The organism is Streptomyces sp. NPDC056452, from assembly GCF_042796085.1.
Classification (GTDB): domain Bacteria; phylum Actinomycetota; class Actinomycetes; order Streptomycetales; family Streptomycetaceae; genus Streptomyces.
This window is the reverse complement of record NZ_JBHTRI010000039.1, coordinates 18,206-30,622: the sequence shown is the minus strand read 5'-3', so window position 1 is coordinate 30,622 and position 12,417 is coordinate 18,206. Positions and strand designations below refer to the sequence as shown.

11 protein-coding genes are annotated in these 12,417 nt (G+C 72.0%); 2 read left to right on the top strand and 9 right to left on the bottom strand.

Annotation, left to right across the window (positions count from 1 at the left end):
- Positions 1-50 precede the first annotated feature (50 nt).
- Together ACFQ6X_RS30275 and ACFQ6X_RS30270 are read left to right on the top strand one after the other, a co-directional pair.
- A complete protein-coding gene (locus tag ACFQ6X_RS30275; RefSeq protein ID WP_383186089.1) occupies positions 51-989 on the top strand; it encodes an ATP-binding cassette domain-containing protein in 939 nt (312 codons plus the stop codon).
- Positions 986-2,647 (top strand): ABC transporter permease, encoded by a 1,662-nt coding sequence (locus ACFQ6X_RS30270; protein WP_383186087.1) that lies wholly within the window; start codon positions 986-988, stop codon positions 2,645-2,647. Before ACFQ6X_RS30275 ends, ACFQ6X_RS30270 begins: the two co-directional genes overlap by 4 nt.
- A gap of 34 nt (positions 2,648-2,681) precedes the next feature.
- Here the strand turns inward: ACFQ6X_RS30270 and ACFQ6X_RS30265 are convergent, their stop codons facing one another.
- The 9 genes from ACFQ6X_RS30265 to ACFQ6X_RS30225 form a co-directional block, all read right to left on the bottom strand.
- The gene (locus ACFQ6X_RS30265; protein WP_383186085.1) at positions 2,682-3,887 is read right to left on the bottom strand and encodes a cytochrome P450; all 1,206 of its coding nucleotides are present in this window, start codon (positions 3,885-3,887) and stop codon (positions 2,682-2,684) included.
- A 10-nt stretch (positions 3,888-3,897) separates the two neighbouring features.
- Positions 3,898-4,566: a response regulator transcription factor gene (locus tag ACFQ6X_RS30260; RefSeq protein ID WP_329209540.1), complete on the bottom strand. Its 669-nt coding sequence runs from the start codon at positions 4,564-4,566 to the stop codon at positions 3,898-3,900.
- The gene (locus ACFQ6X_RS30255; protein ID WP_383186082.1) at positions 4,563-5,879 is read right to left on the bottom strand and encodes a sensor histidine kinase; all 1,317 of its coding nucleotides are present in this window, start codon (positions 5,877-5,879) and stop codon (positions 4,563-4,565) included. Before ACFQ6X_RS30255 ends, ACFQ6X_RS30260 begins: the two co-directional genes overlap by 4 nt.
- 74 nt (positions 5,880-5,953) lie before the next feature.
- Positions 5,954-6,829, bottom strand: coding sequence for an alpha/beta hydrolase (locus tag ACFQ6X_RS30250; RefSeq protein ID WP_383186080.1), 876 nt, complete (start codon positions 6,827-6,829; stop codon positions 5,954-5,956).
- 140 nt (positions 6,830-6,969) lie between these two features.
- Entirely contained in the window at positions 6,970-8,166 is a 1,197-nt protein-coding gene (kynU, locus tag ACFQ6X_RS30245) for a kynureninase (protein ID WP_383186078.1), read from the bottom strand.
- Entirely contained in the window at positions 8,159-9,007 is an 849-nt protein-coding gene (locus tag ACFQ6X_RS30240; protein WP_383186076.1) for a tryptophan 2,3-dioxygenase family protein, read from the bottom strand. The genes kynU and ACFQ6X_RS30240 overlap by 8 nt, the downstream gene beginning before the upstream one ends.
- Positions 9,008-9,169: 162 nt before the next feature.
- The gene (locus ACFQ6X_RS30235; protein WP_329209531.1) at positions 9,170-9,583 is read right to left on the bottom strand and encodes a DUF3151 domain-containing protein; all 414 of its coding nucleotides are present in this window, start codon (positions 9,581-9,583) and stop codon (positions 9,170-9,172) included.
- A gap of 46 nt (positions 9,584-9,629) precedes the next feature.
- Complete coding sequence (locus ACFQ6X_RS30230; RefSeq protein WP_383186074.1) at positions 9,630-11,141, bottom strand: MFS transporter; 1,512 nt, start codon at positions 11,139-11,141, stop codon at positions 9,630-9,632.
- A 93-nt stretch (positions 11,142-11,234) separates the two neighbouring features.
- Positions 11,235-12,395 carry a MalY/PatB family protein gene (locus tag ACFQ6X_RS30225; RefSeq protein ID WP_383186072.1) on the bottom strand — a complete coding sequence of 387 codons (1,161 nt, stop codon included), beginning with the start codon at positions 12,393-12,395 and terminating at the stop codon, positions 11,235-11,237.
- Positions 12,396-12,417: the final 22 nt, after the last annotated feature.

Sequence of the window (12,417 nt, the reverse complement as noted above, 5' to 3'; positions counted from 1 at the left end):
TACGCTTCCTTAACTTCACAACTTTGTGAAACTAGCGTACGTTCAAAACCATGACGAAGGCAATCACCGTCGCCGGACTGCACAAGTCGTTCGGCCGGACACACGCACTGGACGGCCTCGACCTGGACGTCGAAACGGGCGAGGTCCATGGCTTCCTCGGGCCCAACGGCGCCGGAAAGTCCACCACCATCCGGGTCCTGCTGGGGCTCCTGCGCGCCGACTCGGGCGCGGCACAGCTGCTCGGCAAGGACCCGTGGAACGACGCCGTCGAACTGCACCGGCGCCTGGCCTACGTGCCCGGCGACGTCGAACTGTGGCCCAACCTCACCGGTGGCGAGGCCATCGACCTGCTCTCGCGGCTGCGCGGCGCGAGCAACCCGAAGCGCCGTGACGAGCTCGTCGAGCGCTTCGACCTCGACCCGACGAAGAAGGGCCGGGCCTACTCCAAGGGCAACCGGCAGAAGGTCGCGATCGTCGCCGCGCTCGCATCCGACGCGGAGCTGCTGCTGCTCGACGAACCGACCGCCGGACTCGACCCCCTGATGGAGGTCGTCTTCCAGGACGTGATCCTGCAGGCGAGGACCGCGGGAAAGACGGTGCTGCTCTCCAGCCACATCCTGGCCCAGGTCGAGAAGCTGGCCGACCGCGTCAGCATCATCCGGCTCGGCCGGATCGTGCAGTCCGGGTCGCTGAGCGAGATGCGTCATCTGACGCGTACGACGATCGAGGCCGAGACGTCCCGCCCGGCCACCGGGCTCGACGGACTGCCCGGCGTGCACGGGGTGCAGGTCCTCACCGAAGGCACCGAGGGCGCCGGACGGGTGCGGTTCGACGTCGACGGCGGCCACCTCGACGAGGTGGTCCGGCGGCTCGCCGAGTTCGGCGTCCGCAGCCTGACCAGCCACCCGCCGACCCTGGAGGAGCTCATGCTGCGCCACTACGGCGACGAGCTCTCGGTGGGCGGCCACCCGCACGGAGACGGCCGATGACCGCCACGACCACGACCCGGGCGCCCGCGGCCGACCGGTCCCTCGCGGGCGGCGGCGGCACCCTCGCCGGAACCCGCACCCTGATCAGGTTCAACCTGCGCAGGGACCGCGTCCGGCTCCCCGTGTGGATCCTCGCCCTGTTCGTCGGGACAGCCGCCACGGCGGACAAGTACGAGACGCTGTACGCCGATCCGGCCGACCGCGCCTCCGTCGTCACCACCATGGAGAGCCCCGCCGGGCTCGCCATGACCGGGCCCGCGCACTACCTCGACGACTACACCTTCGGCTCGATGATGGGCCACCAGATGCTCGGCTTCATGGCCGTCCTGGTCGGCCTCATGAGCATCCTGATCGTCACCCGGCACACCCGCAGCGAGGAGGAGACGAACCGGGCCGAGCTGGTCCGCTCCACCGTCGTCGGCCGGCACGCCCACCTGGCCGCCGCCCTGTCCGTCGCGGTGCTCGCCAACCTCGCACTCGCCACCCTGCTGGCCCTCGGCCTCGGCTCCATGGGCATCGACTCCATCGACGGTGGCGGCTCGCTCCTCTACGGGTTCGCCCACGCGGCCGTGGGCATCGTCTTCGCCTCCGTCGCGGCGGTCACCGCACAGATCACCGCGCACACCCGGGGCGCCTCCGGCATGGCCATGGCCGCCATCGGCCTCGCCTACGTCCTGCGGGCCGCCGGCGACCCGGGCGGCAGCGACGCACTGTCCTGGCTGTCCCCGATCGGCTGGGTGCAGCGCACCTACGTCTACGTGGACGACCGCTGGTGGCCGCTGCTGCTCTGCCTCGCACTGGCCGTGCTGTCGGCGGGCGCGGGATTCGTCCTGTCCACCCGGCGGGACGTGGGAGCCGGACTGCGTGCCGCACGGCTCGGCAGCCCGGTCGCGTCCCCGTCCCTGACCCGGCCGCTGGGCTTCGCGCTGCGGCTGCACCGTTCCGTGCTGGCCGGCTTCGGCGCCGGCCTGTTCCTGATGGGCGCCATGTACGGGTCGATCCTCGGCAGCGCGGACGACATGCTGAAGAACATCGACCAGCTCCACGAGGCGCTGGAGGACATCGGCGGCACGACCATGGCCGAGTCGTTCGCGTCGATGGTCATGGTGGTCCTCGCCGTCGTCGCCGCCGTGTACGTGGTGATGGCCGCCCTGCGTCCGAGGGCCGAGGAGAACGCGGGCCGGGTGGAGCCCCTCCTCGCGACCGGCCTGTCCCGCACCCGCTGGGCGGGCAGCCACCTCGTCGTCGCACTGGCCGGCGGCACGCTCCTGCTGCTCCTGGCCGGGCTCGGCATCGGTGTCGCGGGGGCGGCTTCGGCCGGGGACGCCGGGCTGTTCCCGAAGCTGGTGGGAGCCTCGCTGGCGTACGCACCGGCGCTCTGGGTCACCGTCGGCGTCGCCGCCGTCCTCTTCGGCTGGCTGCCCCGGGCGGCCTCGGCGGCCTGGGCCGTACCGGTGTACGCGTTCGTCGTCGGCTACCTGGGCAAGCTGCTGCGGTTCCCGCACTGGATGAACAACCTGTCGCCCTTCGGGCACGTACCCCAGCTGCCGGCCGCGGAGATGAGCTGGACACCGATGGCGGTACTCACCCTGATCGCGGCCGCCCTGCTGTGGCTGGGCCTCGAGGGCTTCCGCCGACGGGACCTGGAGACCAAGTAGCGGGACGGGGGCCCGGCTCTCCGGGCCCCCCTCCTCAGATCTCCACCCGTAGCTCCCGCAGCCCCCGGATCACGTACCCCGGCTTCCACTCCGGTTCCGCCGACAGCCGCATACCGGGCGCCCTGCGCAGCAACTCACCGAATGAAGCCGCCAGTTCGAGGCGGGCCAGCGGTGCGCCCAGGCAGTAGTGGATGCCCGCCCCGAACGCGATGTGCGGGTTGTCCTCACGGGACAGGTCCAGCGTCCCGGCCTCGGCGAAGCGCTCCGGATCCCTGTTCGCCGAGCCGAAGAGCAGCGCGACCTGTGAGCCGCGCGGGATGACGGTGCCGTCGATCTCGATGTCGTCCAGGACCCAGCGGGCGAACATGGGCACCGGGGTGTCGTACCGCAGGAGTTCCTCCACCGCGGTCGGCAGCAGACTGTGGTCGCCGCGCAGGGAGGCCAGCTTCTCGGGGTGCTGGAAGAGCGTCCACCAGCCGTTCGCGGTGGCGTTGACCGTCGCCTCGTGGCCCGCGTTGAGCAGCAGCACACAGGTGGAGATGATCTCCTGTTCGGTCAGCCGCTCCTCCTCGTCGTGGGCGGTGATGAGCGCGGTGATCAGATCCGTGCCGGGGTCCCCGCGCCGCTCCTCGATCAGCCCCCGCAGATACGCGGAGAACTCGACCGACGCCTGCACGGCGGCCCGGGCCCTCTCCTCCGGCGGGTTCAGCTCGAACATCCCGCAGATCGCCGCCGACCAGGGGCGCAGCAGCCCCCGGTCGGACTCCGGAATGCCGAGCATCTCGGCGATGACCGCCACGGGCAGCGGCTCGGCGACCGCGGTGAGCAGATCGCCGCCGCCCGCCGCGGTGAAGTCCTCGACGAGCCCGGCGGCCAGCCGCTCCACGGCCGGGGCGAGCATCTCGACCGTGCGGGGCGTGAAGGCCTTGCCGACCAGCCGTCTGATCCGGGTGTGGTCGGGGGCCTCCAGATCGAGGATCCCCTGCCCGTTGAGCGTGTGGAAGGGCTCGTGGGCGGCGGGCGGGGCTTCGAGGCCGAACTCGTCGTGGGTGAAGCGGTGCAGATACGTCCGGCCCAGCCGGCGGTCGCGCAGCAGCCCCGACACATCGGAGTAGTGCGGGATCAGCCACTGCCGGGTCGGCTCGAAGTAGTGCGCCCGGCCGGTGGCGCGCAGCGCGGCGTAGGCGGGGTACGGATCGGCGACGAACGCCGGCGACCAGGGGTCGAAGGACACATGCATGAGCCCGACGCTATCCGGGTGTGACCAGCCTCGCCTCGTACGCGAACACGGCCGCCTGGGTCCTGTCCCTGAGCCCCAGCTTCACCAGGATGCGGCTCACATGCGTCTTGATCGTGGACTCGGCGACCACCAGGTGCGAGGCGATCTCCAGATTCGACAGCCCCTGGGCGATCAGCACGAGCACCTCCGTCTCCCGCTCGGTGAGGTCACCGATCCTGGCCATGGCGGGCGGCCGGGGCGCTTCGGCGAGCTTCGAGAACTCCTTGATCAGCCGCCTGGTCACGGTCGGCGCGAGCAGTGCCTCACCCGACGCCACCACCCGTACTCCGTCGGCGAGCTGGCGGGCGGAGGCGTCCTTGAGCAGGAATCCCGAGGCTCCCGCGCGCAGGGCCTGGTACACGTACTCGTCCAGGTCGAACGTGGTCAGGACGAGCACCTTGGCGTCCGCGTCGGCGGCGACGATCTCGCGGGTGGCCTCGATGCCGTTGAGCTCCGGCATCCGGATGTCCATCAGCACCACGTCGGGGCGCAGGGCCGCGACCTGCGACACGGCCTGCCGGCCGTCGACGGCCTCGCCGACGACCTCGATGCCGGGCATCGCGTTGAGCAGCACGGAGAAGCCCTCGCGGACCATCATCTGGTCGTCGACGATCAACACCCGGATGGTGGAGTCGTTCACGCGTCCCCACCCTCCCCGGCAGTTGTCCGCTCGGCCGCCACGGGCAGGAACACGGCGACCTCGTAGCCGCCGTCCCCCGTGGCCTCGGCCGTCATCTCGCCGTTCAGCATCGCGACCCGCTCCCGCATCCCCGTGATTCCGTGCCCAGCCCCGGGCGAGGGCTTGACCAGCCCCGTCGCGGGCCCGTTGACGATCCGCAGCCCGAGCCCGCCGAGCACGTACCCGATCTCCACCTTGGCCGTGGCGCCGGGAGCGTGGCGGAGGGTGTTGCTCAGGGCCTCCTGGATGATCCGGTACGCCGACAGTTCGACGCCCGGCGGAAGCTCGCGCACCGCGCCGGTGACCGTCTTCTCCGTCTCCAGGCCCGCTTCCCGCACATTGGCCAGCAGCCGGTCGGTCTCGGCCAGGGTGGGCTGGGGGGCGTCCGGCGCCTCGTAGTCGTCTGCCCGTACGACACCGAGGACGCGGCGCAGCTCGGTGAGCGCGGCGACCGCGTTCTCCCGGATCGTGACGAAGGCCTGCTCCAGCTCGGGCGGCGGGTTCTCCACACGGTAGGGGGCGGCCTCGGCCTGGATCGCGACGACGGACATGTGGTGGGCGACGACGTCGTGCAGTTCACGGGCGATGGTGGTGCGCTCCTCCAGGAGCGTGCGCCGGTCGCGCTCCACGGCGGTGACGGTGCGCTGTACGGTCACCTCGCGCTCGGCGTCACGGCGTACCTGCACCACGGTGACGAGGAGCAGGGCGAAGGCGGAGGTGACTGCCATGGGCCCGGTGGTGGGGGAGTAACCGCTTCCGAAGTTCTCCAGGAACGACCCGGCGACCAGGGTGATCAGCCACATCCACGCCGCCGTACGCGGCCGGGTCCTCGCCGCGACGACGATCAGCACACCCAGGTGGCAGGCGAAGGCGTTCGGCCCCCACGGCCAGTCCCCGTGACCGACGACGGCCACCAGCGGGGTGGTCGCGAGCGACACCCAGAACGCGAGAACGGGGCGGACCAGCGTCATCATCAGGGCGGCGGACGGCACCACACCGGCGATGAGCGTCGCTATCCCGAACACCGAGTAGGTGTTCGCCTCGAACACTCCGGCCAGCATCGAGATCAGCGCGACCACGCCGACCACCGCGTGCGGCGTCCAGACCGCCCGTTTCCGGATCGCCCCGGGCAGCCTCCTGATCACCGGACCGCCGGTGCCCAGCGGGCCCAGCGGACGGTAGTCGAAAACGTCGTGGAAGAGGTCCTGCCGCAGGCCGTCTATCGCCCCTGCGGCCAGCCGGAGCTCGGGGCTTCTGGTCTTCGTCTCGGTCACGCTCCCCAAGGTAGGCGCCACCGCGGCCGGGGTCGTCAGCAGTGATGCGGATCCTGGGCCGTCCATCGCAAGTACTACCAGGCCAGCTGGGCGATCTCCTCCGCCACCACCGCGCACGCGTCGGCCGACGGGTCGATCAGCGGAAAGTGCCCGACCGCGTCCAGCAGCGTCAGCCCGACCATCTCCCCCGCCTTCGCCGCGGCGTCCACGAACGCCTCCGTGACCGCCTGCGGCACGGTGAGGTCGTCGACGCCCTGGACGACGGCCGTCGCGATCCCGGTCGGGAGCAGCTCGGCCGGATCGGCGTGCAACCTGCGTTCCTCGAAGTCCGCTTCCTTGCCGAGGAGTTGCTGCACGGCACCGGAGCAGACGTCAAGCTCGACGGCGCTCGTGAAGTCACCGATCGGCGCCAGCGCGACGACTCCGCGCAGCGGCGGCGGCGCGGGCAGACGCCACGGCGAACCGAGCGGAAGTACGTGCCGGGCTGCGGCCCACAGGGCCAGCTGTCCGCCCGCCGAGTGCCCGGTGACCACGGTCCGCCGTATGTCGGCCTGCGGCAGCTCCCGGGCGGCGAGCACCGGCAGGGCGTCCATAGCGGCGGCCACGTCGTCGAACGTCTCGGGCCAGCGCCCCGCGACCGGACCCGCCCCGCCCTGCTGCGGGATCTCGCTGCCGCGCCGGTACTCGACACTGGCGACGGCGAACCCGCGCCGCGCCAGGAAGTCCGCGAACGGCGACACATGGTGCCGGTCGTACGGGGCGCGCCAGGCCCCTCCGTGCAGGACGACCACGAGCGGAGCCCCGGTCCGGCCGTCGCGCGGAGCGAAGAAGTCGATCACCTGGTCGGGATGGCTGCCATAGGCCACGGACCGATCGGGGGCGACCACCGGATGCGCGAACGCCGACTCGGTCTCGGCGGCGTCACGATCACGCGCGGCAGAATCCGACATGCTGCTCCAACCGTCCTACGCATATGCCCAACTGGACTGACCTGCGGGGACGGTATCAGTACGGCGGGCCGCCTTCGGACCGGCGGCAGGCCCGTACGGGCCCGGTCCTCGAGGACCGGGCCCGTACGGAACACAAGGCCCTAGGCGGCCAGTACCTCCGCCAGGATCCGCGCGGCACGCTCGGCGTCCGCGAAGCCGACGTACAGCGGGGTGAAACCGAACCGCAGCACGTCCGGGCGGCGCAGGTCGCCGACCACACCGCGCTCGATGAGCGCGCGCATCACCGGCTCGGTGTCGTCCGCGTTCTCGCACCGCAGCGAGACCTGACTCCCGCGCCCGGCGTGGGAGACCGGGGTGACCGGGACGACCCGGCCCTCGGGGACGTACGCGGCGACGCACTCCAGGAAGAAGTCCGTCAGGGCGAGGGACTTGGCCCGTACGGCCTCGACCGTGACGCCCTCCCACACATCCAGCGCCGCTTCGAGCGCCAGCATCGAGAGGATGTCCGGGGTACCGACCCGGCCCCGCACGGAACCGTCCGCCGGGGTGTACTCGGGGGTCATCCCGAAGGGGTCGGCGTGCGAGGTCCAGCCGGGCAGGGGCGAGTCGAAGGCCGCCTGGTGGCGTTCGGCGACGTACAGGTAGGCGGGCGAACCGGGGCCGCCGTTCAGGTACTTGTACGTGCAGCCGACAGCCAGGTCCACCCCGTGTGCGTCGAGGCCGACCGGCAGGGCGCCCGCACTGTGGCACAGGTCCCAGACCGCGAGGGCACCCGCCGCGTGGACGGCGGCGGTGAGACCCGGCAGGTCGTGGAGCCTGCCCGTGCGGTAGTCGACGTGGTTGAGCAGGACGACCGCCGTACGGGGGCCGAGTGCGGCCGGCACGTCGGCCGGGACGACCGGGACGAGGCGGTGGCCCGTCATCCGGGCCGCGGACTCGGCGATGTACCCGTCCGTGGGGAACGTCGTGGCGTCGACCAGGATCTCGTCGCGGCCGTCGGCGGCCAGACGGCTCGCGGCGACCACCGCCTTGAAGACGTTCACACTGGTGGAGTCGCCGACCACGATCTGCCCGGCTGCGGCCCCGACCAGCGGGGCGATCCGGTCGCCGATCCGCTCGGGTGCCGTCCACCAGCCGCTCTCGTCCCAGGAGCGGATGCGCAGGGCGCCCCACTCCCGGGTGATGACGTCCTGCATGCGTGCGGCGACGTGGCTGGGCAGCGCGCCCAGCGAGTTCCCGTCGAGGTAGACGGTGTCGTCGAGGCTGAACAGCTCGCGTCGGCCGGCGAGCTCGTCGGCGGCGTCGAGCGCCTGTGCGCGCTCGTAGAGATCAGACATGGCTGCGCGCCGTCCACAGCTCGGGGAACACGTTCTTGGTGGCCCGCTTCTCCAGCCAGGCGACGCCGGCCGACCCTCCGGTGCCGGTCTTCGAACCCATCGCACGCCGGGTGGCGACCAGGTGGTCGTTGCGCCAGCGCCACACCAGCTCGCCGACGTCGGTCAGCACCTCGCCGAGCCGCACGAGCTCGTCGTTCTGGTCGGGACTGGCGTAGATCTCCGCCCAGATCGCCTCGACCACGGGGGACGGCTCGTACTTCTGCGCCAGGTCCCGGTCGAGCACCGACTGCGGCACCGCGTGACCGCGCCGGGCGAGCAGGGCGAGCGTCTCGTCGTACAGGCCCGGCTCGTGGAGCGCCTTCTCCAGCTCGGCGTGGACACGGGGAGCGCCCCGGTGCGGCACGAGCATGGACGCGGACTTGTCGCCCAGCAGGAACTCCATCCGCCGGTACATCGCCGACTGGAAACCGGAGCCCTCGCCGAGGGAGCCCCGGTAGGAGTTGAACTGGGCGGGAGTGAGGCCGGCCAGCGGCTTCCAGGAGGCGTTCAGTGCCTCGAGCTCCCGGAGCGAGCGCTTCAGGGCGTCGCGTGCGACGGGTATGCGGTCCTCGCGCAGGGCACGGGTCGCGGTCTCCCACTCATGGACGATGACCGTGAACCACAGCTCCATGACCTGGGTGGTGACCAGGAAGACCATCTCGCCGGGATCGTCCGAGCGGAGGTGCTGGAGATGGGTCAGGACATCCGCCTGGACATAGTCCTCGTACGGAGTCGTTCCCGCGAAGTCCAGGTGCGGGGTGTCCGCACCGGTGGCTTCGGGGTCGGGGTTGATCGTCGACATTTCTGTCTCCTCGACACGAGCTTCCGGGTAGCGGTCCGCCCCTTCCTCTGAGGTGGTGGAGCTCCGGTCCCCTGCTCGCATCCTAAACCGGAGCCGCGCGGGACGCGTGGGGCCCCGCAGGCGAGGGTGCTGCCTGCGGGGCCCTACGGGTGCGGAGAGGGCTCAGCCCAGGGTGTCGGCTGCGGTCTGCGAGGAGTCGCGGAGGAAGGACGAGCAGCGCTCGTACTCCTCCTGCTCGCCGATCGACTGCGCGGCGCGCGCGAGGGCGTGCAGGGCGCGCAGGAAGCCGCGGTTCGGCTCGTGCTCGAACGGGACGGGGCCGTGGCCCTTCCAGCCCGCCCGGCGCAGCGCGTCGAGACCACGGTGGTAGCCGGTACGGGCGTACGCGTACGACTCGATGACCCGGCCGCCCTCGTACGCCTCGTCGGCGAGCTGGGCCCAGGCCAGCGAGGACGTGGGGTACTTCGCCGCGACATCGGCGGGCGCGGCGCCGCCGGCGAGGAGCTCGCGCGGCTCCGGGTCGTCGGGCAGGTGGGTCGGGGCGGGGCCCCCGAGCAGGTTCTCGTGGATGGACATGGTTCAAGTGTGCCTGGCTCCGCCCGCATCGTGGACACCCGGGCGACTACGTTCCGCCCGCCCGTTCCGCGGTCTGCCGCTCCGGCTCCAGGGGCGGGGCCGTGACCCCGCAGTGCGTCGTGCATTCGGGCCTGCACCGGCGTGCCGCCTCCGGGGTCGTCCGTACCGTCCACCAGGCGATCACCGAGCCCGCCACCAGGAGCCCGGCGCACATCGGCATCGCCCGGCGGAACGTCGCGGCGAACTCCCCGGCATCGCGGTACGCCTCCGGGCCCATCCCGGCGAGGAGCGGCAGCGCGGCAACGGCGAGCAGTCCGGCCGCCCGCGCCGCCGCGTTGTTGATCCCGCTGGCGAGCCCGGCCCGCCCCGTGTCGACGGCGGCCAGGACGGTCGCGGTGAGCGGCGCCACCAGGATGACCATGCCGGTGCCCAGCACCAGGACGGCCGGCAGGACGTCCTGGACGTACGAGGAGAGCGAGGCACCCGGGCCGACCCGCAGCATCAGCAGCATCCCGGCCGCCGCCAGCAGGGGGCCGACCGTGAGCGGGATCCGTGGCCCGATGCGCCGGCCGAGGTCACCGGCGGACGCGGAGAAGAGCAGCATGAGCACGGTGGTCGGCAGGAGCGCCGTGCCCGCGCCGAGCGCCGAGTAGCCGGCGACGACCTGGAGCTGGATCGCGGAGAGGAAGAAGAATCCGCCGAGAGCCGCGTACACGCAGAACGTCACGATGTTGACGGCGGTGAACTGCCGGGACGCGAAGATCGACGGCGGCACCATGGGGTCGGCCCGGCTGCGTTCCACCTGGACGAACGCCACCCCGAGCAGTACGCCACCGATCGCCGCCCCGATCACCGTTACGGACGCGCCCTGCACCGGTACCTCGATCAGCGCGTAGGTGACCAGAGCGAGCGCCAGGGCCGCGAGCGCGGCTCCGAGCACGTCGAAACGGCCGTGGGCCTCCGGGTCCCGGGACTCCGGTACGTGGCGCAGGGCGACCGGCAGGCAGACGGCGGCGAGCGGGAGGTTGAGCAGGAACACCCAGCGCCAGCCGGGCCCGTCCACCAGCCAGCCCCCGACGAACGGCCCGACGGCGGCACCGACCCCGCCGAGCCCCGACCACAGCCCCACGGCGCGGGCCCGGTCGTCGGGATGGAAACTCGCCTGGATGAGCGCCAGCGAACCGGGGGTGAGCAGGGCGCCTCCGACGCCCTGGAGGGCGCGCGCCGCGATCAGGACGGCCGCGTTGGGCGCCAGACCGCAGAGCAGCGAGGCCACCGCGAACCAGACGACGCCGATCACGAAGACCCGCCGCCTGCCGAACCTGTCCCCGAGCGCACCGCCGAGCAGGATCAGCCCGGCCAGCGTGAGCATGTAGGCGTTGACGGTCCACTGGAGGGCGGCGAGGTCGGTGTCGAGGTCCTCGCCGATCCGGGGGAGGGCGACGTTGATGACCGTGGAGTCGAGCAGGGCCATGCTCGACCCGAGAACGGTCGTCAGGACGATCCATCGCCCGGCGGGCGAGGCAACCCGGATTGCGCCGTCGGCCGCGTCTGTCATACGAGCAGCATCGCCCGCCGGACGCTCGGGAGCACCTTCAAGCCCCTCCGGCGATTGAGGAGCCCGCCCAGCGGCTCCGCCCTCACCCACCCCCTACCGAACCGCCCCCACCGCCCGCACGAGCGCCGCCACCCCGGCCTCCACCTTGCTCCGCGGGCACCCCGCGTTCAGCCGGAGGAACCCCGGTGCCCCGTACACCGCACCCGGCATGATCGCGACCTTCTCCCGCTCGATCAGCACCCGCTGCAGCGCCTCGTCGTCCACACCCAGTGGGCGCAGATCGATCCAGGCCAGGTAGCCCGCCTGGGGCGGCTGCCACCCGAGCTCGGGGAACGCCTCGTTCAGCCGCTCCGCGATCAGCGCGAGATTCCCGGCGACGTACTCCCGTACCTCGTCCAGCCACGCCCCGCCCTCCCGGTACGCGGCGATGTGCGCCGTCAGCGACAGCACGGCCGGTGAGGCGAGCCCCTCCGCCGTCTCCATGCGCCGCAGGTACTCCGTCCGGTCCGCCGGATCGCCGATGATCCCGTACGAACCGGTCAGTGCCGGGAAGTTGAACGCCTTCGACGCGGAGCTGATCACCGCCCAGCGCCCGTCACCGGCCACCCGTGTCCACGGCACGTGCCGGTACCCGTCGTGCACGAAGTCCGCGTGGATCTCGTCGCTGATCACAGCGACCCCGTGGCGCCGGGCGAGCGCCGCCATCTCCCGCAGCTCGGCCTCCGTCCACACCCGCCCCGTCGGGTTGTGCGGGGAGCACAGCACGAGCACCTTCGCGTCGGCCCGCTCCAGCTCCCGCTCGAGCGCCTCGGTGTCCCCCACCGGCACCCCCCGCAGCTCCCGTCCGAGCCCGGTGATCGCCTTCCGGAAGCCGTCGTACGTGGGGGTGTGGACGACCACGCCGTCCCCCTCGCCCGTCCACATCTGCAGCAGCTGCGAGAGCTGGCTGAGCACGGACGGCCCGTAGACGAGCCGGCCGGTGTCGAGCTCCGTGCCGTACCTGGTGGCGTACCAGTGCGCGATCGCCGACCGGAAGTCGTCCTGCTGCCAGGTCGTGTAGCCGAGGACCCCGTGGTCGAGCCGGGCGCGCAGCGCGCCCAGCACCTCGGGCGCGGTCTCGAAGTCCATGTCGGAGATCGTGAACGGCAGCAGCCCGTCCACCCCGAACCGGTCGGCGACCCCGTCCCACTGGACGCACCAGGTGCCCCGGCGGTCGATGACGGTGTCGAAGTCGTAGCGCGCAGGCGTACTCACAGCGGATTCCTCATGGTTCGGT